The organism is Bradyrhizobium sp. USDA 3364 (assembly GCF_054056355.1).
In genome coordinates this window covers 2,992,289-3,016,279 of the sequence record NZ_JBSRYG010000002.1, presented here as the reverse complement: position 1 = coordinate 3,016,279, position 23,991 = coordinate 2,992,289, and the positions used below count along the sequence as shown (strand labels likewise).

The 23,991-nt window shown below is 65.0% G+C and carries 21 protein-coding genes, 1 tRNA gene and 1 pseudogene; 6 read left to right on the top strand and 17 right to left on the bottom strand.

What is annotated here, in order from left to right; translation table 11 throughout:
* Nucleotides 1-80 precede the first annotated feature (80 nt).
* Complete coding sequence (locus ACVILL_RS14135; RefSeq protein WP_456729595.1) at nucleotides 81-485, top strand: YccF domain-containing protein; 405 nt, start codon at nucleotides 81-83, stop codon at nucleotides 483-485.
* A 25-nt stretch (nucleotides 486-510) separates the two neighbouring features.
* On the opposite strand, the gene ACVILL_RS14130 is transcribed toward ACVILL_RS14135, so the two are convergent.
* From ACVILL_RS14130 to ACVILL_RS14120, 3 genes are all read right to left on the bottom strand, one after another.
* Nucleotides 511-765: a GCG_CRPN prefix-to-repeats domain-containing protein gene (locus tag ACVILL_RS14130; protein WP_456729594.1), complete on the bottom strand. Its 255-nt coding sequence runs from the start codon at nucleotides 763-765 to the stop codon at nucleotides 511-513.
* A 106-nt stretch (nucleotides 766-871) separates the two neighbouring features.
* The gene (locus ACVILL_RS14125) at nucleotides 872-1,912 is read right to left on the bottom strand and encodes an alpha/beta fold hydrolase (RefSeq protein WP_456729593.1); all 1,041 of its coding nucleotides are present in this window, start codon (nucleotides 1,910-1,912) and stop codon (nucleotides 872-874) included.
* Between the two features lie 110 nt (nucleotides 1,913-2,022).
* Nucleotides 2,023-3,102: an LLM class flavin-dependent oxidoreductase gene (locus ACVILL_RS14120; protein ID WP_456729592.1), complete on the bottom strand. Its 1,080-nt coding sequence runs from the start codon at nucleotides 3,100-3,102 to the stop codon at nucleotides 2,023-2,025.
* A gap of 130 nt (nucleotides 3,103-3,232) precedes the next feature.
* On the opposite strand from ACVILL_RS14120, the gene ACVILL_RS14115 reads away from it, so the two are divergent.
* A tRNA-Arg gene (locus ACVILL_RS14115) sits at nucleotides 3,233-3,309 on the top strand.
* Between the two features lie 33 nt (nucleotides 3,310-3,342).
* Here the strand turns inward: ACVILL_RS14115 and ACVILL_RS14110 are convergent.
* From ACVILL_RS14110 to ACVILL_RS14085, 6 genes are all read right to left on the bottom strand, one after another.
* Entirely contained in the window at nucleotides 3,343-4,650 is a 1,308-nt protein-coding gene (locus ACVILL_RS14110; RefSeq protein WP_456729591.1) for an MFS transporter, read from the bottom strand.
* A 691-nt stretch (nucleotides 4,651-5,341) separates the two neighbouring features.
* A complete protein-coding gene (locus ACVILL_RS14105; RefSeq protein ID WP_456729590.1) occupies nucleotides 5,342-5,761 on the bottom strand; it encodes a CBS domain-containing protein in 420 nt (139 codons plus the stop codon).
* Nucleotides 5,762-5,897: 136 nt separating this feature from the next.
* Nucleotides 5,898-6,710, bottom strand: coding sequence for a pentapeptide repeat-containing protein (locus ACVILL_RS14100; RefSeq protein WP_456729589.1), 813 nt, complete (start codon nucleotides 6,708-6,710; stop codon nucleotides 5,898-5,900).
* Between the two features lie 183 nt (nucleotides 6,711-6,893).
* The gene (locus ACVILL_RS14095) at nucleotides 6,894-7,316 is read right to left on the bottom strand and encodes a PaaI family thioesterase (RefSeq protein ID WP_456729588.1); all 423 of its coding nucleotides are present in this window, start codon (nucleotides 7,314-7,316) and stop codon (nucleotides 6,894-6,896) included.
* 22 nt (nucleotides 7,317-7,338) lie between these two features.
* Complete coding sequence (locus ACVILL_RS14090; protein ID WP_456729587.1) at nucleotides 7,339-8,577, bottom strand: CaiB/BaiF CoA transferase family protein; 1,239 nt, start codon at nucleotides 8,575-8,577, stop codon at nucleotides 7,339-7,341.
* On the bottom strand, nucleotides 8,564-9,265 hold the full coding sequence (locus ACVILL_RS14085) for a haloacid dehalogenase type II (RefSeq protein ID WP_456729586.1): 702 nt from the start codon (nucleotides 9,263-9,265) through the stop codon (nucleotides 8,564-8,566). Before ACVILL_RS14085 ends, ACVILL_RS14090 begins: the two co-directional genes overlap by 14 nt.
* A gap of 93 nt (nucleotides 9,266-9,358) precedes the next feature.
* Between ACVILL_RS14085 and ACVILL_RS14080 the strand changes: the two genes are divergently transcribed.
* Nucleotides 9,359-10,261 carry a LysR family transcriptional regulator gene (locus tag ACVILL_RS14080; RefSeq protein WP_456729585.1) on the top strand — a complete coding sequence of 301 codons (903 nt, stop codon included), beginning with the start codon at nucleotides 9,359-9,361 and terminating at the stop codon, nucleotides 10,259-10,261.
* On the opposite strand, the gene ACVILL_RS14075 is transcribed toward ACVILL_RS14080, so the two are convergent.
* On the bottom strand, nucleotides 10,258-11,667 hold the full coding sequence (locus tag ACVILL_RS14075; protein ID WP_456729584.1) for an MFS transporter: 1,410 nt from the start codon (nucleotides 11,665-11,667) through the stop codon (nucleotides 10,258-10,260). The two genes, ACVILL_RS14080 and ACVILL_RS14075, sit on opposite strands and share 4 nt — an antisense overlap.
* Nucleotides 11,668-11,964: 297 nt before the next feature.
* Between ACVILL_RS14075 and ACVILL_RS14070 the strand changes: the two genes are divergently transcribed.
* Nucleotides 11,965-13,260, top strand: coding sequence for a hypothetical protein (locus ACVILL_RS14070; protein ID WP_456729583.1), 1,296 nt, complete (start codon nucleotides 11,965-11,967; stop codon nucleotides 13,258-13,260).
* Between the two features lie 79 nt (nucleotides 13,261-13,339).
* On the opposite strand, the gene ACVILL_RS14065 is transcribed toward ACVILL_RS14070, so the two are convergent.
* From ACVILL_RS14065 to bioB, 4 genes and pseudogenes are all read right to left on the bottom strand, one after another.
* Entirely contained in the window at nucleotides 13,340-14,602 is a 1,263-nt protein-coding gene (locus ACVILL_RS14065) for an adenosylmethionine--8-amino-7-oxononanoate transaminase (RefSeq protein WP_456729582.1), read from the bottom strand.
* Nucleotides 14,599-15,231, bottom strand: a complete 633-nt coding sequence (bioD, locus tag ACVILL_RS14060) for a dethiobiotin synthase (protein WP_456729581.1) — start codon at nucleotides 15,229-15,231, stop codon at nucleotides 14,599-14,601. Before bioD ends, ACVILL_RS14065 begins: the two co-directional genes overlap by 4 nt.
* Nucleotides 15,228-16,382 (bottom strand): 8-amino-7-oxononanoate synthase, encoded by a 1,155-nt coding sequence (locus ACVILL_RS14055; RefSeq protein WP_456729580.1) that lies wholly within the window; start codon nucleotides 16,380-16,382, stop codon nucleotides 15,228-15,230. Before ACVILL_RS14055 ends, bioD begins: the two co-directional genes overlap by 4 nt.
* A gap of 66 nt (nucleotides 16,383-16,448) precedes the next feature.
* Nucleotides 16,449-17,445, bottom strand: a pseudogene (gene bioB, locus ACVILL_RS14050) (biotin synthase BioB).
* A 124-nt stretch (nucleotides 17,446-17,569) separates the two neighbouring features.
* On the opposite strand from bioB, the gene ACVILL_RS14045 reads away from it, so the two are divergent.
* Nucleotides 17,570-18,208, top strand: coding sequence for a GntR family transcriptional regulator (locus tag ACVILL_RS14045; protein WP_456729579.1), 639 nt, complete (start codon nucleotides 17,570-17,572; stop codon nucleotides 18,206-18,208).
* Between the two features lie 130 nt (nucleotides 18,209-18,338).
* Nucleotides 18,339-18,764, top strand: a complete 426-nt coding sequence (locus ACVILL_RS14040; RefSeq protein WP_456729578.1) for a GFA family protein — start codon at nucleotides 18,339-18,341, stop codon at nucleotides 18,762-18,764.
* 110 nt (nucleotides 18,765-18,874) lie between these two features.
* On the opposite strand, the gene greA is transcribed toward ACVILL_RS14040, so the two are convergent.
* The 3 genes from greA to ACVILL_RS14025 all read right to left on the bottom strand — a co-directional run bounded on the left by greA (nucleotide 18,875) and on the right by ACVILL_RS14025 (nucleotide 23,788).
* Nucleotides 18,875-19,357 (bottom strand): transcription elongation factor GreA, encoded by a 483-nt coding sequence (greA, locus tag ACVILL_RS14035; RefSeq protein WP_456729577.1) that lies wholly within the window; start codon nucleotides 19,355-19,357, stop codon nucleotides 18,875-18,877.
* Nucleotides 19,358-19,484: 127 nt separating this feature from the next.
* Nucleotides 19,485-22,628, bottom strand: a complete 3,144-nt coding sequence (locus ACVILL_RS14030) for an efflux RND transporter permease subunit (protein ID WP_456729576.1) — start codon at nucleotides 22,626-22,628, stop codon at nucleotides 19,485-19,487.
* The gene (locus ACVILL_RS14025; protein WP_456729575.1) at nucleotides 22,625-23,788 is read right to left on the bottom strand and encodes an efflux RND transporter periplasmic adaptor subunit; all 1,164 of its coding nucleotides are present in this window, start codon (nucleotides 23,786-23,788) and stop codon (nucleotides 22,625-22,627) included. Before ACVILL_RS14025 ends, ACVILL_RS14030 begins: the two co-directional genes overlap by 4 nt.
* Nucleotides 23,789-23,991 lie beyond the last annotated feature (203 nt).

The following is a 23,991-nucleotide window of genomic DNA, read 5'->3' as shown; positions in this document are numbered from 1 at the left end:
CGCGCCTTGCCGCACCCTACCGCGGTGCCGGCGACCGGCCTATATTGAGGCCGGTGTTACGCGGAGCGAAGGTGTCAGCCATGCAGCCTGTTTCTATCCTGCTGAATATCCTCTGGATCCTGATCGGCGGCGCATGGATGGCGTTCGGCTGGCTGATCGCCGCGGTGATCATGGCGATCACCATCATCGGGCTGCCGTGGGCGCGCGCCGCCTTCAACATCGCCGTCTACACGCTGCTGCCGTTCGGCTCGCGCGCGGTCCGCCGCGATGAAGTCACCGGCTATTCCGATATCGGAACCGGGCCGCTCGGGGTGATCGGCAACCTGATCTGGTTCATCCTGGCCGGCTGGTGGCTCGCGATCGGCCACGTGATCACCGCCATCCTTCTGGCGGTGACCATCGTCGGCATTCCCTTCGCCTGGGCGCATCTCAAGCTCGCCGGCATCGCGCTGTGGCCGATCGGCAAGGTGATCGTGCCGGCGTGACACCGGCCGCCAGGTGGCCCGACGGCTAGAGCCAATCCTTCGTGGTCTGCGAGCAGGCCTGGAGGTCGCGCCGCCAGACAAACCCACCGCCGCCACACGGCGGACGCGGGCGCGAGGTCGCCGGGCACTCGTTCCTGATCCGTGGGTTGCCCCATCCGTCGATCACGCAGGCGCCGTACAGGCTCCTGTGGCAACCGATGCCGCATCCCTCAGCGGCGTTGGCCGGGCTCCAGCCGAGAAACGCACCTGCCGTCAGAACCGCGAGCAAACATGCTTTCATGATGGTCTCCATCAAGCCGCCGGTCGTGATACTGCATTCGCGATGGCAGCGTAGGCGATCTCGATGCTGCCCGCCACCGGATCGGCGCACACATTCCGGTGTGCGCTCAGCGCGCCGCCTCGCAGCCGGGAATGTCGAACACGGCGGTCAGGCCGCAGGGCGAGTTGAGCATCTTGCCGCCCTCATGGCCGACGCCAGGCACGTCCCACACGCTGTGGTTCGGCGTGCCGTTGTCGCGCGCCTGCATCGCGGCGACGTAGGAATGCCCGCGCGCGTAGCGATACGGTCCTTCGGCTTCCGCCATGCAGGATTTGTCGAGCGCGGGATGGTCGGGGTTGGTGTCGAGCATGCCGAGCAGATAGATCACGCGGCGCGCGACATAGGCCTGCTCCAGCGCGGCCGGCGAAGGCTCGGCAAGATAGGGCGGGCGGTCGTCCATGCCGAACTTCCATTTGTTGTAGCCATGACAATTCGCCGCGATTGCGGGCTCCGGCCGCTCCCTGGTGAAATAGGCGTAGGAGGACGGATTGGCGACCACATAGCGCACGCCGATGCCCTCGCGCAGCAGCACCTGATCGCCTTTCACCGCGATCGCATAGCGCTGCACCACCTGGCCGCCGCCGGAATGGCCGAACACCACCACCTGCTTCAGGTTCGGAAACAGCTTGCGGTCGCCGAGCTTTGCCAGGATGGCATCGAGCGCCTCGAACGAGCTCGCCGGATTGGGCGCGAGCGCAGGCTCGCCACCCTGCCAGCCATAAAGGCTCCAGCGCAGCGTCTCCGCCGGCAGCTTGAACGCCTCGACGTCAGGCTCGATCAGGAATTGCGGCGCGATCATCAGCGTAGCCTTGCCGACATCGCCGGCCGCGGCCTGCGCGCTTAGCGCCGCGCGGAAATAGTCGTCGGCATTGCGCAGCACCCCGTGCAGCACCAGCACGGCGCGGGTGACGTCCGGCAGCGGATTTGACCAGTCGGCCGAGAGGTAAACCGGAAACGTCGCGCCGCCGACCGCGACCCGTCCGCCCGCGACCTCCTTGACCGGCTTCATGTCGCGCTCGGTCTGCACCGGCGTCGCCGATGCGATCGGCGCGTGAACGGCTGTCATGGCAAGCAGCGCCAGTGCCGCAAGCCAGGGGCGGTGATACATGATTCAGCCTCCATGGATGCCGTCGAGCAAGCAGACCGGATCATGGCGCACCGCGTATCGGTTGACGCGTGAATTTTCGGAAAGGTCATTCATAACGCCTGGATCGCGCCTCAGGCCGCAAGCCGCCCGCGATTGTTCGCGGCGAGGATCGGGCGGATCAGGCGGCCGAAACGCTCGGCCTCCTCGTCGTGCAGATAGCCGGACAAACAGAACGAGTGGCAGCCGGCGTCGATGAACTGCTGCAACGTCGCGGCGCATTGCTCGGGGTTGCCGACAACCGCAATGCCGGCGCCGGGCCGCACCTTGGTGATCCCTGTCCACAGATGCGGCATCAGCAGGTCGCCGTAGTCGCGCGCGAGCTGCTGCACGCGCTGGTTGGCCTCGGAGCGGTTATAGAGCGTCTTCATCTCCTGCTTCTGCCGCTCGGTGGCGTGACGCACCAGCTGGTCGGCGGCTTCCCAAGCATCGGCCTCGTTCTCGCGGCAGATCACCTGCAGCCGCATGCCGAAGCCGATCGCGTCCTCGCGGTCGTGCGCCCGCGCCATCCGCCTGATCTCGGCAATGTTGTCCGCGATGCGCTCGGGCAGATCGCCCCAGAACAGATGAACGTCGGAATGCTTCGCCGACACCTCCCAGGCCTGTCGCGAGCCGCCGCCGAGATAGAATTTCGGGAACGGCTGCTGCAGCGGACGCGGCCTGATATGCGCGCCGGAGATGGTGTGAAACTTGCCCTGGAAGGTCACCGGCCCGCGCGTCGTCCACAGCGCCTTGAGGATCGCGACCTCCTCCTCCATCAGCGCGTAGCGCTCTTCCTTCGCGTAGCGCACGCCTTCGGCCTCGACCTCGCTCTCGTTCTGGCCGGCGATCAGGTTGATGCAGATCCGCCCGCCCGACATCTGGTCGAAGGTCGAGATCATCTTCGCCATCAAGACCGGGTTGATATAGCCCGGCCGTGCTGCGATCAGCGGCTTGATCCGCGCCGAGCGCGCCGCCATGAAGGCGCCCGTGATCCAGGCTTCCCAGCACACCGAGCCGACCGGGATCAGGAGATACTCAAACCCGGCATCCTCGGCGGCCGCGACCACGCGCTCGCAGAGTTCCGGCGAACCGGCGACCTGCGCCTCCATCAGCCCATAGGCCGTGGTGTCGCCATGCGTGGGCAGATACCAGCCGAATTCCAGCGGACGCATGGGCAAACTCCCTCGAAAGACGGCCCTTTTCCTTGGACCTGTCATATTGGCCGAGGCAGTTTACAGCCCTTAACCGGCCGGACAACGCCGTTGCCGACCCGGAGGCAATCAGCTAAATGAACCCCTGCACGCACCCGTAGCTCAGCTGGATAGAGCGTTGCCCTCCGAAGGCAAAGGTCACACGTTCGAATCGTGTCGGGTGCGCCATTTCTCGATTTTGCGCGACTGCTGCGAACCGGGTCAGCGCTCCGACAGTGGAGCCGATCTGGCATTGGCATGCATGGGGGCGCGCACATAGCCTTCCGGGATAACGATCGAGGGATCGGCTGGGTCCAGCGCGTCGTGCGTGACCACCGTCCCCACGAGTGCGGTCGTGGCAAGATCGAACTCTGTCTTTCGCGTGGAGGCAAGCGAGGTCTGGACACGTGTGCGGTAGAATACGTAGGCCGCAAGCAGCGCCTGGGCGATCGCGGTAAACAGAAATAGCGCGCGCGGTCCTGCCGCCGACATGAAGATGGCGGCAATAAGAGGCCCGACCACGGAACCGAAGCCGTTGGTGAGCAGGATTGTCGCGGCGATCGGCACGACATCACTCGCCGGGGTCTTGTCATAGGCGTGGGCAGCGGCAAGCGAATAGCCGGGCAGCGCGAGTGCCCCGAAGAGAATGCCGAATAGCAGCAGCGTCGTTCCCGATGCGGAGATCAGCCACGAGGCGACGCCCGCGACGGCAGCCCCGATCAAGAGAACAAGCAAAACCCAGCGGCGATCGACGCGGTCGGATAGACGGCCGATCGGCAACTGGACAATCGCTCCGGCCAGCACCGACGTACTCATGAACAGCGCCGCATGATTGATGCTGAGGCCACTGCCGACGGCCGACAGCGGCGCAAGACCCCAGAATGCACCGTTAGCGGCTCCAACCATGAAACTTGCGACCAGCGCCACCGGCGCCGCGCGATATAGCTGCCCGACGCGAAAGCCGACGATGGTGATTGGTGCCGGCTGCGCCGCACGGGTCAGTGCCACCGGAACGATGGCCAACGAGGACAGCATGGCCGCCACCATGAAGTTCCCAGCCTCGGCGATCGGATAAAGCGTTACCAAACTCTGGCCAAGTGTGATGGCTACATAATTGACCACCACATAAGCCGACAGCACGAGTCCGCGAGTCTCGTTCGAGGCGCGATCGTTGAGCCAGCTCTCGACCACCAGGTAGAGTCCAGCGAGGCAGAGGCCGGTCAGGGCGCGGAACACGATCCAGGCAGCGATCACCGGTGCGAGCGCGTAGGCAAGCGCCACGGCAGCCGCTACCGCCACCATTGCCGTAAAGGCGCGAATGTGTCCTGCGCGCAGGATCAGGTGAGGCGCGAGCAGACAGCCGCTGACGAAGCCGACATAATAGGCGGAACTGATGACGCCGAGCGCAAGATTGTCAAAACCTTCCGCGCTGCCGCGCAGCGGCAGCAAGGTGAATTGCAGGCCGCTACCCGCAAGCAGGAACGCGAGCCCCAGGAGCAACGACACGATCGGTCGCAAGGTCTTCGGCATCCAGATCGACCCTACATTCATCGGAGTTCAGGTTCATTTGAATCCACAATGTGTTGATAAGGCAGATGGATGACAAAAAGTTGCGTACCAATTCATGCGCATTTTCCGGCGAGATCGGTTGCGCTGAGTCAAACGTCTTCGCAGTCATGCTTGGTGGCGCGCATCTCCACAGAAGGAATCGGAGCAGTCGGTTACCGGCTGAAATGCCAAGATTCGGATCACTGCGATCCTCAGATTCAAGTTCAAGGCCCTGTCCAGATTGGTGGCCTTTTCCAGCGCCGCCAGATGCGGGAGCTGAGGCGGCTCCACCTGTAACGCGGATTGGGCGTAGGAAGGCACCAGGCAGAAGGGCCTCCGTCGCGCGTGGTAATGTCCAGCGGACGGGCAGACCTTCGCGCGTCTCAATAGTACTGCGCCGATCCCGCGACTGGTCGACAGGCCGCTCTGTCGAGGGGTAACCGGACCACCAGCGAAATCGGGAAGACTGCTGCCCATGAGGCGTAACGCAAGATCGTAGTCCGTCGCTGGCTATCTGGCCGGATCGTCTCGGGGGCCGCGGCATCATAGCGCCACAGCAAAGCGATAGTGCCCATCTTCATCGGCTGCGCCGCGCCACTCCGTTTTTCGGCCCGCTTCCTTGTCCGGCCACGGTGCCGGCCGATCTGCCGGTTTCCGGCAGACCGGCCTCGCCTCAATGATGAGCCGATACGCTCTTCATGCATTGGGACATGAGATCGGCACCGGCAAAGTGGCCGACATCCCCCAGGCTGATCATGCCGACCATTCGCTTGCTCTTGTTGATCACAGGCAGCCTGCGGATCTTCAGCGTTTCCATGTGATGCACCGCTTTCGCCAGATCGTCGTCTTCGCGGCAGCAGTGGATGCCTTTGGTCATCACATCGCGCGCCGTGGTGCGCGCGGAGTTGAAGTCCTTGCTCGCAAGACCTTTGCAGACGAGATCGCGATCCGTCACCATCCCGATCAGACGATCGTCTTGCCCGATCGGAATGCATCCGACGTCGTGCCCGTGCATCAATTTTGCGATTTCAGTGACCGGGGTATCGGGGCTGACCCAATCGACGCCCTTGTGCATCACGTCCTTGACCTTCATGGAGGACCTCCCTTGCAAGGCAGCAGCCCCCTCGCTTGCAACTATACAACAGATCGGACGTGACCGCATGCGTGCTGCGCCTTGGTCAAGGCACAGCGGCGAACATCAGCCTGCTGCGGACGCCACCGTTCGCTCCTCAATTTGGGCGCCGCGCCTGGCTCAAGTTCCGGGCCTTGTCCAGATTGCGGGCCTCTGCCAGCGCGGCTGCGCTCGGCAAGACGGCCGACGCGAGGTCGGCCTCGGTGAAATCGGCGCCGGCGAGATTGGTGCCGGAGAGGTCGGCTCCCGCGAGGTCAGCCTTGTTGAGATTGCAGTTCGCCAAATTGGCGTTCTGCAACTGCGCGAATTCGAGATCGGCGCGCGCGAGATTGGCGCCGCTCAAATCCGCATTCCGGAGATCGGCGGATTTGAGCACACCCCGCATCAGGCCCATCGATTGGTTGCGCATATCGGCGCTCAAATCCGCGCCGGCGAGCTTGGCCCCGGCCATGCTGGCACCGGATAGATCGGCGGTGATGCGAGCGCCGCTCAAATCGGCGCCGCCAAGCTTGGCGCGCTGCATCTGCGTGCCGAGCAGCGATGCCTTGACGAAGGACGCCTCAGTCAGATCTGCATCGATGAGCCAGGCCTGGTTCAGGATGGCCCGATCGAAGCGCGCGGCTTTCAGATTGGCCCGGTTGAGCTTGACGAGATGAAGGTTGCCGCCGAAGAAATCGAGGCCCGAGAGATCGAGGCGCGACAGCCGCTTTCCCTCCAAATCTGCAGTGTGTCGGCCTCCTTGAGCCGCGGCCCTGAGCAACGCGTCGACCTCGGCGCGCGTCATCTCCGACGTCGTCATTTCGGGACTATCGAGGTCGACGCTGCGCAACATGTCCTGCGACATGGCGGCAATCGGATCAACGAGCAGCGCCGCCATCGATACAAAAGCAAATGCGAGACGAAACCGCATCGCCGTCTTTCCGCTTTTAGGGCATCGCTTCCCGCATCTTCGCGGCGGCCGCGCCGTGCAGATGTGCTTCCGGCGTCAGAGTATGAAACCGGATCGCGATCCTGGCAATGCTCGTGACAGTTTCGTGCGAAGGAACGGAGCCTCGACAGCGCGAAACGGGCCGATCCGAACCAGCCGCGCCTCTCAACCTCGGCTCAGCAGCTGCCAGGTCGATGTGGCATGGGCGATCGGTTCGCCGGCTGCGTTGGAGGCCTGCGACTGCAGGAAGAAGGTCTTGCGGCCTCGCTTCAGGAATGTCGCGCGACAGGTGACACGCCCTTCGCGGATCGCGGCGAGATACTGCACCTTCATCTCGAGCGTGGTGCCGGCACCCGCGACGTGGTTGACGAGATGGCCCATCGAGATGTCGAGCGCGGTCGCGAGAACGCCGCCGTGCAGCGAGCCTTGCGGATTGAACAGCGGCCTCTCGACGTCGAAGGACACGATGCAGGTCTCACCCTGGTAGGCGATCTCGAGGCCCAAGAAGCGCGACAGGAAGAACGACCCGAATTCCTGCCGCTCGTCGGCGACGGCGCGACGCAGCATCTGCTCGGCGATATCTCTCATGACGGTACTCACGTGACGATATTCAGATGAGCGATCGCACGAAGCTCCGCCCAAAATCTCCGAACGCGCCTTCGACCGCGGCTCTCTCGAGTCGATCCTCGGTCCAGCCGAGCCATTCCGCAAGCACCTCGCGCGTGTGCTCGCCCAGCATCGGCGGCGGCGTGGACGGCGGCGGCGGCTCGTCGCCGAACCGCGTCGGCCGGGCAATGAACCTCACGTCCCCCGCGGCCGGATGGCCGACGGTTTGGACCATCCCCCGCCGCGTGAGTTGCGGCGTTTCGCAGACCTCGCCGACCGCTTTGATCGCGCCGCAGGGAATGCCGGCCGCGCCCAGCGCCTGCAGCCAATCGGCGCGGCTCCTCCGGGCGAAGATCGGCGCGAGGATCGCGACGAGTCCGTTCCGGCTCGCCGCGCGTTTCGGGGCGGTTACGAAGCGGACGTCGTCGCGCAGGTCACGCCGTCCAATGACGTCGCAGAAGGCCGTCCAGAACTTGTCGTTCGCGACCCCGACATTGATCCAGCCGTCGCTGGTCTCGAACGGCTCATACGGGCTGATGGTCGGATGCACATTGCCGCGGCGCCCGGGGCTTTGTCCGGTGGCGAAGTACATCCCGGCGTTGAACGTCAGGAGCGACGCCATGGCGTCGAGCATGGAGACGTCGACCTGTCCGCCCTCGCCGGTCCGCTGCTTCCGCATCAAGGCGGCCAGCACGGAATGCGACGCGTACAGACCGGTGACAAGATCGGCGATCGACGTGCCGACCTTGGTCGGTGGCCCATCCGGATCGCCGGTGATGTCCATCACGCCGGATTCGCCCTGAAGGATCAGATCGTAGCCGGGACGTGCCGCATCCGCGCCGGTGCGGCCGAAGCCCGAGATGCTGCACAGGATGATGTCCGGCCTGCGGGCCCGCAGCGCGTCGAAGCCGAGCTCCCATTTGTCCAGGGTGCCCGGGCGAAAGTTCTCGATGACGACGTCGGCGACCGATGCAAGCTCGAGCACCGTATCGCGCCCCGCCGGTGACTTCAGGTCGATGGTGCAACTGCGCTTGTTGCGGTTCACCGAGAGGAAGTACGCGCTCTCGCCGCCGACGAAGGGCGGCCCGTAGCGGCGGCTTTCGTCGCCTTGCCTGGGATCCTCGACCTTGACGATGTCGGCGCCGAGATCGCCGAGCTGCATCGTGGCAAACGGGCCGGAGACCACCCGGCAGAGGTCGAGAACCCTGATGCCCGACAGCGGCTCGCGATCAGACGATCGCATCGGCGAGGTCCTTCATCGACGGCACCAGGATGTCGGGCTGGTGCGGCGTGATGCGGAACGGGCGGCTGCGCCGGTCGATGAAGGCCGTCCGCATCCCGGCGGACTTGGCGCCAATGCAGTCGAAGGCATGATTGGCCACGAACAACACCTCGGCGGGCTTCACGCCGATGATCTCGGCCGCTTTGGTGTAGGTCGCGACATGCGGCTTGAACGAGTTGGCCTCGGCCACCGAGATCACGCGATCGAACGGGATCTTGTGATACTGCTTCGCGGTCTCGAGCATGTCCGGATCGCCGTTCGAGAGCACGACAAGCTTGTATTTGCGTTGCAGCCGCGCCAGCGCTTCCGGCACCTCGGGAAACGGCACCAGCTTCTCGATCTCGCCGACGAGATACCGCACGTCATCCACCGTGTAGTCGATCTTCGCGCGATCCATCACATGGGCAACCGCGCGATGCCCGATCTCGCGATAGGGCGTGTGCTCGCGATGCAGCAGCGCATCGATCATCGAGTTCTCGAAATGGGTGCGACGCCACCAGGTGACGAAGGAATTCGGATCGCCCTTCCAGCCCTTCCTCTCGAGAAACGGCGTCGCGATCCTGGTCAGGCCGCCCTGCATGTCGACGACGGTCCCGTACTGGTCGAACATGCAGATCTTCACGTCGTGCTTGATCGTCTCAAAGCTCATCATTGCCTCCTTGGTCGGATCGATTGATACGCCCTGCGCCATCATCGATGAAATGGATTTGTTATCTCTCGATATTCACGGTATCAATGACGGATGAACCTTCGCTCCATCGACCTCAACCTGCTCGTCGCATTGGACGCACTGCTGACCGAGCGCCACGTCACCAAGGCGGCCGACCGCGTCGGTCTCAGCCAACCGGCCATGAGCAACGCGCTCAACCGGTTGCGCGCGATGTTCGAGGACGAATTGCTGGTGCGGACGACAGCCGGCATGAAACCGACGCCGCGCGCCACTGAGCTGGCGGAGCCGCTGCGTCAGGTGCTGCGCCAGGTCGAGCGCGTGATGGCAAGCGATGCCGGCTTCGACCCAGGCCGGACGGAACGCAGCTTCACGATCAGGATGTCTGACATTCTCGCATGTCTGCTGCTGCCGAGGCTCGCCGCAGCGCGGCCGCCGGAGGCGCGGATTTCCTACAACATCATCCATCTGCCGCCCGCGCTGACGATCGATGCGCTGGAGCGGGACGAGATCGACGTCGCTGTCAGCATGGGGCTCGAGCATTCCGCATCGATCCGGTCGGAGACGCTGCTTCGCGACCGCATGGTCTGCCTGATGCGGAGCGGTCACCAGATCAAGCGCGGAAGATTGACCTTCGAGCGCTTCATCACGCAAGAGCACATGAAGGTCTCGATGAGCCCGACCGATCTTCGTTTCGTCGACGAGATGCTCGCCGAGCTCGGCCATCGAAGACGCATCACGCTGAATGTGCCGCATTGGCTCGTCGTACCTCACGTTCTGAAGAAGACCGATCTGCTCGCTGTCATGCCGAGGCACCTCGCCGCCGTGCTGATGGACGACGATCTGCGGATGGAGGAACTGCCGTTCGAGTCGGCGTCTTTCGACTGGATGTTGTACTGGCATCGCAGATACGATCAGAGCAATGCGAACGGTTGGCTTCGCGACCGGATCAGGGCAACCTGCTCCGGCCTGAACTAGGCGTCGATATCCGCCGGCCTCCGCGCTATCGACGACTGACCACCGGCCTCCGCGTCCGCAATAGCCGACGCGTCCTCCAGCGATCTTCCCTTGGTCTCGAATCCAAACGCAAGAAAAACCACGGCCTGGAAGACGAGGACGCCGGCCAGCGTCGTCAGCACGCCGGTCAACCCTTGCCAAGCGAAGATCGCGACCACGACGTACTGGACCAGCGCGGTCGCGATGCGTCCGGACGTGGCGCAGATCGCCGTGCCACGAAGCCGATAGCGCGTCGGGAACAATTCCGGGACATGCATCGCGAAGCCGGTCGCCAGCATGACATAGATCGCGGTGACGAGCAGAAAGCCCACGCCGGCGAGCGCAACACCATCCGGCATGTAGGGATAGGCGATACCGAGCACTGCTGCCGCAATCGACGAGCCGACGATCGAGAGCCTGCGTCCGAGCCGATCGGCCAGCACGAGCCCAATCAACGATCCGACCGGCCCGCCCAGCGCCATCACCGTGGTGTAGCCCAGTGAGGACACCACGCTGTGGCCGCCCTTGACCATGAAGGTCGGCAACCAGGCGATGAACCCGTAAAGACTGAACCCGACGACGATGTGCAACAGGCTGCCGAGCAGCGTGCGCGCGAGATATGGCGGCTGGAACAGACGCCAGACCGCGCCGGGAGGCTCGTGTGCCGGCGCACTGGCGGCGACGGGAGCGAGCGGCCCCTTGCGCGCCGCCTCCACTTCGATCGCCGACAGAATCTGCTCGGCTTCATCGGCGCGTCCATTGGCGGCAAGCCAGCGCGGCGATTCCGGCATCGACTTGCGCAGGATCCAGACGACCATCGCGAGCAGACCGACAAGGCCGAACATGTAGCGCCAGCCAAGCGTCGGGATCACCCAGAGGCCGACCATGGACGACGCGAACAGCGAGAAGTTGGTGATCACGGCCAAGAGCCCGATCCAGCGGCCGCGCGAAGAGGCCGGCACGAACTCAGTCAGGGTCGCATAGCCCACCACGATCTCTGCGCCGAGCCCGATGCCGATGATGAAACGCAGGCCGATCAGCACGGTCATGCTGGGCGCGAACGCCGCGGCGATCGACGCAAGGCCGAAGATCGCGAGGTTCACCTGGTAGGAGAAGCGGCGGCCAAAGCGGTCCCCGAGGATGCCGGAGAACCAGGCGCCGATCGTCATGCCGACAAAGGTCGCGGAGACGAATGCGGCGTTGAGCTCGAGCGTCGACCATCCCTGCTTCAGCACGGCGCCCAGCACGCCGCCGGCGAGATAGATGTCGAATGCATCGAGGAACATGCCGGCACCGATCAGGGCCAGGATGCGCCAGTGGAATCCGCAGATCGGCAGCCTGTCGAGGCGTGCGCCCGCGTTGATGTCGATGTCGGCGGATCGCGCCATTCCAACCTCCCTGCCCGGCCTCTCGGGAGCCGGATGCTCCGATCATTGATTGATGACGCGCAGGGGGTCGTCGTCCAATTCAAAACGAAAATTCGACTATTTGGCGCCGTGATGGTGCTGACGAGATCGCACAATCGCGTTCCATCCTGACACCAAGCTGACCTGCATTAACCGCTGCGAATAATTCCTTCGTCGCGCGCGCGTGTGATCGCGCATCGCGCACAGAAATTCACAACGGGTTCATGTCGGCGCGCCTATTCGATTCCGAAGCTGGGGAAGAAGATTGGAGTAAGTGCCATGCGACGCATCGCCGGACTGCCTTTCGCTCTAGCTCTCAGCCTCTGCTGTCTCTCGCCGCCCACGCCTGCGCGTGCGCAACTCGCCATCGGCATCACCGTCGATGCGGCGCCGCCGCCACTGCCCGTCTACGAGCAGCCGCCGATCCCCGGCGACGGCTACATCTGGACTCCCGGCTATTGGGCGTGGAGCGACGATACCGGTTACTACTGGGTGCCCGGCACGTGGGTGCTTCCGCCTGCGCCCGCATTGCTATGGACACCCGGCTACTGGGGCTGGAACGATGGCACCTACGCCTTCCACGCCGGATATTGGGGCCCGACCGTCGGCTTCTACGGCGGCATCTCTTATGGCTTCGGCTACACCGGCGTCGGCTATGACGGCGGCTACTGGCGCGGCGGCAGCTTCTTCTACAACCGCACCGTCAACAACATCTCGAATGTCTCGGTCACCAACGTCTACAACAAGACTGTCATCCACAACGCGACCAACGTCAGCTACAACGGCGGCACCGGCGGCACCACGGTGAGGCCGACGCCGCAGCAACTCGCTGTCCAGAACGGGCACCACATGGCTGCGACTGCCGAGCAGACGCGGCACGCGGAAGCGGCGATGAAGAATCCGGCGTTGACGCTCGCCAACAATCACGGCCATCCGGCAGTTGCCGCGACCGCGCACGCCGCACGGTTCAGCGGCGCGGGCGTGATCGCCGCGCACCCGGGCAAGCCGATCGCGGCGCCGCCGCCCCGACATGCGCAGACTACGCCGGGTCACGCGTTGCCGACGACGGGGAATGCCGTGCCGCCAGGACACGCTCTGCCGAGCGGAAGCGCCTTGCCGGCAGTGCACGCTCCGCCGTCAGACCACGCGCAAACGACAGGTCACGCCTTGCCGACAGGACGCACTCAACCGACAGGGAACACTCCGCCGGCAGGACACGCTCTCCCGACCGGAACCGCGTTGCCGGCGGTGCATGCTCCACCGACAGACCACGCTCAGACGACAGGACGCGCGCCACCGACAGCGCACGCTCCCGGCGCAGGCAACCATCCCGCGCCGGCGCCGCACGTCGCCGCACCGGCCGTGCGGGCACCCAAACAGCAGCTCACACAGCATGCACCGGCTCCGGCACGCCCGGCTGCGCATCCGCCGGCACCGCGCGTCGCGCAGCAGGCTGTCCACCGTCCCCCGGCGCCCCGGCCTGCGCCGCATGTGTCACGGCCGGCACCGCGGCCCCATCCTGCGCCACGGCCGCATCCGGCGGCAGCGAGGCCAGCGCCGCACAAGCACGCATGACCCAGCTCATCGGCGTGCCTGCAAGGGCACGCCTGTGAAAGGCAATCGCATGCAAAGAGGCGGCGCGGGATGCAAGCCGTCAAGCGAGTTCCTCAGCCGCATCCTTGATCGCGGCGTAGATCTCCGCGAGGTCGGTCTCCGTCACGCAGTAGGGCGGCATGACGTAGATCGTATTTCCGAGCGGCCGCAGCAGCAGGTTCCGGCGCTCGAAGAAGGCCTGAAGTTTTGGGCCGATGCCCGCGAGATAGCCGGCATCACTTGCCTTCAAGTCGAGCGCCGTGATGGTCCCGGTGCGGCGAACATTCTCAAAACGGGCATCCGCGCGGAACGGCGCAAGCATGCGCTCCTGCATCGCAGCGACCGAAGCGACGCGTTCGCCCGCGCCGTGTCGCCAGAGTTCGAGGTTTGCCCTGGCGGCGGCGCAGGCGACCGGGTTTGCCGTGTAGGAACTGGAGTGGAAGAAGGTGCGCGACCGGTCGCGGGAATAATGCGCGTCGTAGACCTCGGCACGGCACAGCGTGACCGCGAGCGGCAGCGCCCCGCCGGTGAGGCCCTTCGAATAGCAGGCGATATCCGGCCTGACATCGGCCTGCTCGCACGCGAACAAAGTGCCGGTGCGGCCCCAGCCGGTCATCACCTCGTCGGCGATGAACAGCACATCCGAAGCCTCGCAGATGCGCTTCATCTCCCTCAACACCCAGGCGGGATACATCAGCATTCCGCCCGCGCCCAGAATCAGCGGTTCGACAATGAACGCTGCTGCAGTTTCCGCCTTGCACGCCGCTTCAAGCGCATCGAGCGTCGCCTGCTCATGGCCGGCGGCAGGAAACGGGATCGACGCGACATCGAACAGCAGCGGCTCGTAGGCCTTGTTGAAGACGCCGCGCGCACCGACCGACATCGTCCCCACCGTGTCGCCATGGTACGAGTGCTCCATCACGATGATGCGCGTGCGCGGCACGCCGATATTGTGCCGATAGCCGAGCGCCATCTTCAGCGCCACTTCCACGCTGGTCGAGCCGGAGTCGGAGAAGAACACGTAGTCGAGGCCAGCGGGCGCGAGCTTCAGGAGCTGCGCGGCGACCGCTTCGGCCGGGTCGTGGGTATGGCCGGCGAAGATGATCTGGTTGAGCTGTTCCGCCTGGTCCTGGATCGCGCGCACGATATGCGGATGGCAATGGCCATGGGTCACGACCCACCAGGATGCGATCGCATCGATGATGCGGCGGTCATCCGCGGTGTAGAGATAGGCGCCCTCGCCGCGAACGATCCTTGTCATCCTGCCGTGCAGCGCGTGCTGGGTGAACGGGTGCCAGATCGGTGACTTCCGGGCTGGTGTCATGGATTGAAATCTTCCCGCTGGAACGACGCCTCGAACGCCGCTTGCAGCGTGTCTGCGGCAACCGGTGAAAGCCAAGGCAGCCGACCCAGCCGGCGCACCTGCCCGAAGTCGCAGATCGCGCGCTCGCTCTCGGGATTGCCCTCGCCGATGAAGGCGACCCCAAGGATCTCGATCCCTCGCTTGTGCAGCGCCTCGACCGACAGCAGCGAATGATTGATGGTGCCGAGCGCGGTGCGGGCGCAGAGCACGACCGGCAGCCGCCATCGCGCGAAGATGTCGATATAGAGCGTGTTGTCGTTGAGCGGCACCATCAGCCCGCCGGCGCCTTCGATCACCAGCGGGCGGTCCGAGATCGCGGGCACCTCGAGCGCGGCGGGGTCGACGCGCACGCCGTCGATCGCGGCGGACTGATGCGGCGAGGCCGGCGTTCGAAGCCGGTGGCGCTCGGGCACGATGCGATCGGCCGAAAGACCGCCAAGCCGCGCCACCAGATGCGCATCGGTCTCCTCGTCGAGGCCGGCCTGAACCGGCTTCCAGTAGCTCGCGCCGAGAAAACCGGCGAGGCCCGCGGAGAACACCGTCTTGCCGATCCCGGTATCGGTGCCGGTCACCACGATCCGGCCCGTCATTGCGACCAGCCGTTCGTCTCCGCGACGAGCGCGTCGAGCAGCGCGCGCACGTCGTCCTCGTCGACATTCAGCGTCAGCGCGATGCGCAGCCGCGCGGTCCCCGTCGGCACGGTCGGCGGCCTGATGCCCCTGATGTCGAAGCCGCGCGCCTGCAGCGCAGACGCAAGCTGCATCGCGCGCGCATTGTCGCCGACGATATAGGGCACGATCTGCGAGCGCGACGGACTGCGCCAGCCGCGCCGATCGAACTCGCGATGCGTGAATGCAACCAGTTCTGCGAGTCGCTGCTGACGCTCGGGTTCCTCTTGCAGGATCAGCAGCGCTTCGCGCACGGCAACGGCCACCAGCGGCGACGGCGCGGTGGCGAAGATGAAGGGGCGGCAGCGGTTGACCATGAAGTCGCGCAGCACGGTCGGGGCCGTGACCAGCGCACCCGCGGCGCCCAGTGCCTTGCCGCAAGTATGCACGATCACGAGGTTCTCGCGCCCCTCATAGGGCGCCGTCAGCCCGCGTCCCTGCTCGCCGTAGACGCCGGTGCCGTGCGCCTCGTCCACCATCAGGAACGCGTCGTGCCGGTCCGCGATGGCGACGAGGTCGTCGAGCGGCGCGACGTCGCCGTCCATGCTGTAGACGCTTTCGACCACGATCCAGACCCGGCCCGCGCCACCCTCTGCGCGCCAGCCGCGGATAGTGTCCTCGACCGACTGCGGATCATTGTGGGCGCTGAAGCGGAACTCGGCGCGGCCGGCCCGCGCGCCCTCATGGATGCTGGCGTGCACCAGCGAATCGAGCACCAGCAGGTCGCCGCGTTGCGGCAGCGTGGTCAGCACGGCGAAATTGGCGACGTAGCCGCCGCCGAAGAACAGCGCGGTCTCGGTGCGAAAGAACGCGGCGGCCTCGGTCTCCAGCCTTTCGTGCTCCTCGCAATTGCCGCGCAACAGCCGCGACCCGCCGGCGCCGATCGGCGTCCCGGCCGCGAGCGCGGCGGCGACCGCCTGCTTGATGCGCGGCGCGGTCGCGAGCGCCAGGTAGTCGTTCGAGACGAAATCGATGCCCGCGCGCGGCTTGAGGCCGCGCAGCCGATCGTCCTTGCTCAGGGCGTGCAAGGCCGCGGCGTAATCAGCGGCGTTGGCCGCATGGATTGCGCTCATGCTTCTCTCACAAATTTGCAGTTGATCGCGCGGCAAATGACGCCGCGCGCGTGCCGGATGCGAAGGTCAGGCGAGGGCGGAGTTGATGCCGAGCCGATCCAGCAGATTGGCGTCGCGATCGCGCTGCGGGTTCTTCGTGGTGAGTAGCACGTCGCCGATGAAGATCGAGTTCGCACCGGCCAGGAAGCACAGCGCCTGCAACTCATCGGTCATGTACTGCCGGCCAGCCGACAACCGCACCACGCTGTTCGGCATCAGGATCCGCGCGGTGGCAACCAGCCGCGCCAGCGCGATCGGATCGGGACGCTCCGCGGTATCGTTGACCGGAACGCCCTTGACCTCGTTCCACAGGTTGATCGGCACGCTCTCCGGATGGCTCGGGAGATTGGCGAGCAGCACCAGCATGCCGAGCCGATCATCGACCTGCTCGCCCCATGCCGATAATGCCGCCGCAGCAGACCTTGATGCCGGCGTCGCGGACATGCGCGAGCGTATCGATGCGGTCCTGCAAGGTGCGGGTGGTGATGATCTTGTCGTAGAATTCCGGGGAGGTATCGACATTGTGGTTGTAGAAGTCGAGCCCGGCGTCGGAGAGGCGTTCGGCCTGGCCCGGCGTCAGCATGCCGAGCGTGACGCAGGTTTCCATGCCCAGCCCCTTCACCGCACTGACCATGTCGCAGACCTGATCGAGGTCGCGGTCCTTCGGACTGCGCCAGGCCGCGGCCATGCAGAAACGGGTTGCGCCGGCATCCTTGGCGCGCTGCGCGACCGCGACCACTTCGTCCCGAGGCATCAGGCGGGTGGCTTTCAGGCCGGTGTCGTAATGCGCGCTCTGGGAGCAGTAGCCGCAGTCTTCCGGGCAGCCGCCGGTCTTGATGCTGAGCAGGCTCGCGGTTTCGACGTGGTTCGGATTGAAGTTGGCGCGGTGAATGCCCTGCGCCTGGAACATCAGGTCTGCGAACGGCAGATTATAGAGCGCCTCAGCCTCGGCGCGCTCCCAAATCTTGCGGGGCGCCGCGCTGCCGCGGCTGTCAGTCCGTTCGATCTCAACGACATCAACCATCGGGCTTGCCTTCTTGTTTGCGATGGATCATAGATAATATGATCTATTATCTATGGTATTTGAGCTTAGAACGATGCTAGCCGAGGTCGCGCAAGAGCGCATCCCTTTTTATGATAGATAATCTATGACTGACGACAGCGAGAACACGACGACGGCCGGGCGCATCGCCGAGACGATCGGCGAGCACATCATCAGCGGCGCATTGCCGCCGGATGCGCCGCTCCGGCAGGATCACATCGCGCGGGAATTCCATTCCAGCCACGTCCCGGTGCGCGAGGCCTTCCGGCAATTGGAGGCGCAGCATCTCGTCGTCGCGGTGCCCCGCCGCGGCGTGCGGGTCGCGCCGCTCGACACCAACGCAGTTAAGGAAATCGCCGAGATGCGCGCCGCGCTCGAGGTGGTCGCGCTGCGCAATGCGGCGCCCAGGTTCACGCCGGCGCATCTGGCACGGATCGAACTCGCGCTGATCGAAGGCGACAATGCCGAGACGGTGCAGGACTTCGAGATGGCCAATCGCGCCTTCCATCGCGCGCTGGTGGCGCCTTGCGCGATGCCGCGCCTGCTCGCCAGCCTCGACGGCCTGCAGCTGGCGAATTCACGGCTGGTGTTCGCGATGGCGCGCAATGCCGGCTGGCGGCCGCGGCCGAGCCAGGATCATCGCGTGATCCTGCAGGCGCTGCGGGCACGCAACATCGAACAAGCCTGCAGCCTGCTCGCACGGCACATTCAAACGATCGAGCGGCTTGCCCTGCCCGCATCCTGATCGATCTGCGATCCGCCGGCGCCACTCCGAGCCTCCAGGTTAGTTTTTCTCGCACCATGCGCGAGTTCTTGAAGATTGTCCGGCTCTGCGCCGAGAGATAGGTTCGTTCCAAGCGGGAGACACGGGCAACATGGTGAACGACATGAAGGTTCGGGCGGGCCGGTGCCATTGCGGCACGGTGCGTTTCGAGGTGACGCTCAGCGACGGCTTCAATTCGATCCGCCGCTGCACCTGCTCGTACTGCCGAATGCGAGGCGCCGTCGTTGCCATGGCGGAAATGGGCGGGATCAAGTTCCTGCAAGGCGAAGACGCGTTGACGAGCTACCGCTTCCATAGTGGATCAGCACAGCATTTCTTCTGTTCGCGCTGCGGAATCTACACACATCATCAACGGCGATCTGACCAGAGTCTGTATGCCGTCAACGTGGCTTGCCTGGACGGGGTAAGCCCGTTCGATTTCGCTGACGTGCCTGTCATGGACGGCGTCAATCACACCAACGACACCGGCAGGCCGACGCGCCGCGCAGGCACACTCCGCTTCATTTCGGCTGATTAACGATCGCTATCAGCGACGATCGCACCCCGAAAGCACGATGAGATCAGGTTGAACCGCCATCGCGCTTTGGATTTACTCAAGCATAAGACGCTTCGCGTTTGTCGCACGCCTTAGGCGATCGCCACGATCTCCAACTCCCGATCGCCCGCTCCGACGACGTCGCCCAGGGCTTTGCCCATCAGCGACTTCGCCACCGGCGAGACAAAGGAAATCGAGCCGGCCTTCGGATCGGCTTCGTCCTCGCCGACAATGCGATAGGTCTGCACGCGGCCATCGGCGCGGCTGAACGTCACGGTGCTTCCGAAGGCCACGGTTTCGGTCGAAGCCGGATCGGGGACGACCTGCGCCGTGCGGAGCCTTTCCGTGAGGTAGCGTATGTCGCGCAACGGAACCGCCGACTGCCGTCGCCGCTCGTTGACGTCTTCCAGCTGCTGCGCGGTCTCATGGGCCTCGCGCGCCTCCAGAAGCTGACGCTCCAACGCCTGACGTCCGGCCTCGGTCACCAGATTGGGATGCGGCGAAATGGGACGGTCCGGCAACAGCGTCTCCGACGCAGTCTCGGCACTTTCTTCCTTGGTGAAGGCTACGCTCAATCCAGAACTCCATTGCAGGCGCGGAACAACCGCCCCGCGCTTTGGTTTTTTGGTTGAACATGATCTCCGCGCAAACGCTTTACGTTTGTCGCGAGGGAAAGCCGCTTCGCGCTTTCCGGATCGTGCTCTAATGCGACGCGGGCTCCGCCTTGCTCCGTCTGCCGAACCGGTTCTTGGCGCCTTCGCGCCAGCCCTGGAAGGTGACGAATAGCATCGGCACCAGGAAGATGCCGATCGAACTCGCGGCCAGCATGCCGCCGAACACCGCCGTACCGACCGCACGACGGCTGATCTCCGCGGCGCCGGTCGCGACTACCAGCGGAACCAGACCCAGAATGAAGGCAATTGATGTCATCATGACGGCACGGAAGCGCATTTGCGCGCCCATCATGGCGGCCTCGACGACCGGCTTGCCGGCCTCGCGCTGCTCCTTGGCGAATTCGACGATCAGAATGCCGTTCTTGGCGGCGAGCGCGATCAGCACCACGAGGCCGATCTGGCCATAGAGATCGAGGTTCAGGCCCGCGAGCTTGATCGCGAGAAAGGAACCGAACACGCCGACCGTGACCGACAGCAGCACGGGAATCGGGATCGTCCAGCTCTCATACAGCGCCACCAGGAACAGATAGGCAAACAGCACCGCGAGCCCGAGGATGATGCCGGTCTGGCCGGAGGCCGCCTGCTCCTGATAGGCGGTGCCGGTCCATTCATAGGAATATCCTGCCGGCAGCGTCGACTTGGAGAGCTCGGCCATTGCTGCGATCGCGGTGCCCGACGACACGCCCGCCGCCGGGCTGCCGTTCACGGTCACCGAACGATAATTGTTGTAGCGCGTGATCACCTGCGGGCCGGTCACGATCCGCAAGCTTGCGATCGAGCGGATCGGCACCATCTCGCCACCGTTGTTGCGCACATAGATCTGCCAGATGTCGGGGATGTCGCGGCGGTTGGCCGCATCGCCCTGCACGTTGACCTGCCAGGTGCGCCCGAACAGGTTGAAATTGTTGACGTAGATGCCGCCGAGCGTGGCCTGCAACGCGGTGAAGACGTCGGCCATGTTGAGGCCGAGCGCCTGCGCCTTGGCGCGATCGATGTCGAGATAGACCGACGGATTGGTCGCGGTGAAGGTCGAGAACACGCGGGTCAGCCGCGGATCGCGGTTCGCGGCGCCGATCAACCCGCCCATCACGCTGGCGAGCGAGGCCGGGTCCTGCCCCTCGAGCGCCTCGAGCTGGTACTCGAAGCCGCCGGACGTCGAAAGCCCGATGATCGGTGGCAGGTTGAACGGCAGAACGGCGGCCTGACGGATCTGCGATCCCGCGATGAAGGTTTGCCGGATCGCGGCCTGCACCGAATCGGTGGCGGCCTTGCGGTCGGCGAACTCCTTCATTCGCGCCACCATGAACGCCGAATTTGGTTCGCTGGCGCCGTCGAGCAGCGAAAAGCCGATGATCGATAGCACGTGATCGACCGCCGGATTTTTCTTCAACAACGCTTCGACCTGCTTGGTGACCTCGCTGGTGCGCGCCACCGATGCGCCGTCGGGTAGTTGCACGGAAATGAAGAATGCGCCCTGGTCCTCCTCGGGCAGGAAGCCGGTCGGCGTGATCTTCGACACGCCGAACACCGCGCCGCCGAACACCAGCACCGCGACCAGCGACAACATGGCCACGCGGACCAGCCGCTGCACCACGCCGGCATAGCGGTCGCGCACCCAGTCGATGCCGCCGAGCACCCGTCCCATGATGCCGCGCCGCGGTCCGCCGTGGCGCAGGAACACCGCGCACAACGCCGGCGACAATGTCAGCGCATTCAGCGCCGAGATCACCATCGCGGCGCTGATCGTCACCGCGAACTGACGGAACAGCGTGCCGGAGATGCCGGGGATGAACGCGATCGGCACGAACACCGAGAGCAGCACCAGAGAGATCGCGATGATCGGCGCCGTGATCTGCGCCATCGCCTTCTTGGTGGCGTCGGCCGGCGACAGCTCCGGCTCCTCCTCCATGACGCGCTCGACATTCTCGACCACCACGATGGCGTCGTCGACCACGATGCCGATCGCCAGCACCATCGCCAGCAGCGACACCGTGTTGGCGGAGTAGCCGAGCGCCAGCAGCACCGCGAAGGCGCCGATCAGGCTGACCGGCACCGCCACGGCCGGAATCACGGTGGCACGCAGATTGCCGAGGAACAGGAACACCACGATCACGACGAGCACGAAGGCCTCGCCGAGGGTCTTCATCACCTCCTTGATGGTGTCGGAGACGAAGGTCGTGGAATCATATTGCACGAGGTAGGTCAGGCCCGGCGGAAACCGTTCCGAGAGCCTCGACAGCGTGTTCTGGACGGCCTTCGCCGTCGTCACGGCATTGGCGCCCGGCGCGAGATAGATGCCGATCGGCACGCCGGGATTGCCGTCGATCCGCGACTCCGAGTCCATGTTCTGCGCGCCGATCTCGACGCGGGCGACATCCCTGATCCGCAACACCGATCCATCCGGATTGGCCCGCAGCACGATGTTGCCGAACTGTGCCGACGTGGTCAGGCGTCCCTGGGTCTGCACGTTGAACTGGAACTGCTGGTCGTTGCTGATCGGACGCGCGCCGATGCGGCCGACCGGCGCCTGCACGCTCTGCGCCTTGATCGCATTGATCACGTCCGACGGCGCCAGATTGAGGCTGGTCAGGCGCTGGGTGTCGAACCAGATCCGCATCGAATAGTTCAGCTTCGCGAACAGCGACGCCTGTCCGACGCCGGGCGTGCGCGAGATCGCGTCCAGCACGTTGATGATGGCGTAGTTGGTGATGAACAGCGGGTCCTGCTCGCCGCTCTTGCTGTACAGCACGATGAACTGCAGCACGGCCGAGGATTTCTTCTGCACGGTCAGGCCCTGCGCCTGCACCTCGGTCGGCAATTGCGCGAGCGCGCTCTGCACCCGGTTGTTGACGTTGACGGTGTTGATGTCGGGGTCGGTGCCGAGCGCGAACGAGACCGTCAGCGTGTAGCTGCCGTCATTGCCGCTGGTCGACTTCATGTAGAGCATCTTGTCGACGCCCACGACCTGCGCTTCCAGCGGCTGGGCGACGCTCGATTCCACTACCTCGGCCGAAGCGCCGGGGAAAGTCGCCGAGACCGTCACCTGCGGCGGCACGATATCCGGGAACTGGGCGACCGGAATCTGCATCAGCGCCAGCGCGCCCGCGATCGTGATCACGAACGCGATGACGATCGCAAGCCGCGGACGATCGACGAAGACAGCGGAAATCATGGGTTATTGCCTGTCGCTTTCGGCGTGCTGCTGGCGCCGCCCTCCGCCGAAACCTTCATGCTCGACTGGATCAGCGCGCTGGCGGGCCCCGGCGCGACCACCTCGCCCGGCCTCACCTTCTGCAAGCCCTCGACGATCACCCTGTCGCCCAGCGCGATGCCGCTCGTCACCGCGGCAATCGTCGACGTCGATTGCCCGAGCTGGATCCGCTTTTGCTCGGCCTTGTTGTCCGCACCGACGACGTAGACATATTCGCCCTGCTGGTCCGACAGCACTGCCGAGCGCGGGATCGCCAGCACCTCGACCGGCTGCACGCCTTCCAGGAGAACGGTCACGAACTCATTGTCGGTGAGCTCGCGGACCACGCCGCCGGTTTCGGAGGATTTGTACACCGTTGGGTTGGGAATGGTGCCACGCAGCGAGATGGTGTCGGTGTTCTGCGCGATCGTGTTGTTGACGAAGTTCAGCTCGCCCGTCTTCGCGAAGAGCCGGCCGTCCGGCAGGCGCAGGCGGATCACGACGGCCTTGAACCCGCCTCGCGTCGCGTAGCGTTCGCGCAGATCGAGCGCCTCGCGCACCGGCACGGGGAAGGTGACATACATCGGGTCCTGGCTGACGATGGTCGTCAGGGTTCCCGAGCTCGGCGTCACGACGTTGCCTTCGGTAACCGAGGTGCGTCCGATCCTGCCGTCGATCGGCGAGTGGATCATGGTGTAGTCGAGATTGATCTGGGACAGGTCGACCTGCGCCTGCGCGGCCTGCACCTGCGCCTCGAGGCTCTGCTGGTTGGCGACCGCCGCATCGACGTTCGATTGCTGGCCGGCCGGCCCGCCCATCAGGGTCTTGGCGCGATCGGTGGTCAGCTTGGCGTTGACCAGCGTCGCCTGCAACTGGGCCACCTGCGCCTTCTTCGATGCGAGGTCGGCCTCGAACGGGCCGCGCTCGAGTTCATACAGGAGGTCGCCGGCCTTCACCTCAGCGCCCTCGACGAAGTTCCGCTTCTCCAGGAATGCCGTGACACGCGCCACCACGTTGACGCGGTTGGGGGCCTCGATGCGTCCCAGAAATTCACTGGTCTCGGTAACCGGCCGCTTCACCGCTTCGAACACGCCGACGGCAGGCGGCCCGGGCGGCCCCACCTGAGCATGGGCAGTCGACATCCCGATCGCCGTCAGTCCCGCCGATATCAGAAGTCCTGCCAATCCACCGAGCATTCGTTCCGTACCACTCATGCGGTCCAACCCTTCGGCTATCAACAAGCTTGACGAGACGGATATGACGTCGAGTTCCCTCAGACCGAGAGGTCAGGACGGGCAGGTGCGTCGCAGGAGATCACAACGCGCCCAATCCGACAATCCTGTAA

Coding starts and splice junctions, on each gene's coding strand:
- ACVILL_RS14135 (WP_456729595.1), top strand. CDS start 81: ATGCAGCCTGTTTCTATCCTGCTGAATATCCTCTGGATCCTGATCGGC.
- ACVILL_RS14130 (WP_456729594.1), bottom strand. CDS start 765: ATGAAAGCATGTTTGCTCGCGGTTCTGACGGCAGGTGCGTTTCTCGGC.
- ACVILL_RS14125 (WP_456729593.1), bottom strand. CDS start 1,912: ATGTATCACCGCCCCTGGCTTGCGGCACTGGCGCTGCTTGCCATGACA.
- ACVILL_RS14120 (WP_456729592.1), bottom strand. CDS start 3,102: ATGCGTCCGCTGGAATTCGGCTGGTATCTGCCCACGCATGGCGACACC.
- ACVILL_RS14110 (WP_456729591.1), bottom strand. CDS start 4,650: ATGCCGAAGACCTTGCGACCGATCGTGTCGTTGCTCCTGGGGCTCGCG.
- ACVILL_RS14105 (WP_456729590.1), bottom strand. CDS start 5,761: ATGAAGGTCAAGGACGTGATGCACAAGGGCGTCGATTGGGTCAGCCCC.
- ACVILL_RS14100 (WP_456729589.1), bottom strand. CDS start 6,710: ATGCGGTTTCGTCTCGCATTTGCTTTTGTATCGATGGCGGCGCTGCTC.
- ACVILL_RS14095 (WP_456729588.1), bottom strand. CDS start 7,316: ATGAGAGATATCGCCGAGCAGATGCTGCGTCGCGCCGTCGCCGACGAG.
- ACVILL_RS14090 (WP_456729587.1), bottom strand. CDS start 8,577: ATGCGATCGTCTGATCGCGAGCCGCTGTCGGGCATCAGGGTTCTCGAC.
- ACVILL_RS14085 (WP_456729586.1), bottom strand. CDS start 9,265: ATGAGCTTTGAGACGATCAAGCACGACGTGAAGATCTGCATGTTCGAC.
- ACVILL_RS14080 (WP_456729585.1), top strand. CDS start 9,359: ATGAACCTTCGCTCCATCGACCTCAACCTGCTCGTCGCATTGGACGCA.
- ACVILL_RS14075 (WP_456729584.1), bottom strand. CDS start 11,667: ATGGCGCGATCCGCCGACATCGACATCAACGCGGGCGCACGCCTCGAC.
- ACVILL_RS14070 (WP_456729583.1), top strand. CDS start 11,965: ATGCGACGCATCGCCGGACTGCCTTTCGCTCTAGCTCTCAGCCTCTGC.
- ACVILL_RS14065 (WP_456729582.1), bottom strand. CDS start 14,602: ATGACACCAGCCCGGAAGTCACCGATCTGGCACCCGTTCACCCAGCAC.
- bioD (WP_456729581.1), bottom strand. CDS start 15,231: ATGACGGGCCGGATCGTGGTGACCGGCACCGATACCGGGATCGGCAAG.
- ACVILL_RS14055 (WP_456729580.1), bottom strand. CDS start 16,382: ATGAGCGCAATCCATGCGGCCAACGCCGCTGATTACGCCGCGGCCTTG.
- ACVILL_RS14045 (WP_456729579.1), top strand. CDS start 17,570: ATGACTGACGACAGCGAGAACACGACGACGGCCGGGCGCATCGCCGAG.
- ACVILL_RS14040 (WP_456729578.1), top strand. CDS start 18,339: ATGGTGAACGACATGAAGGTTCGGGCGGGCCGGTGCCATTGCGGCACG.
- ACVILL_RS14030 (WP_456729576.1), bottom strand. CDS start 22,628: ATGATTTCCGCTGTCTTCGTCGATCGTCCGCGGCTTGCGATCGTCATC.
- ACVILL_RS14025 (WP_456729575.1), bottom strand. CDS start 23,788: ATGTCGACTGCCCATGCTCAGGTGGGGCCGCCCGGGCCGCCTGCCGTC.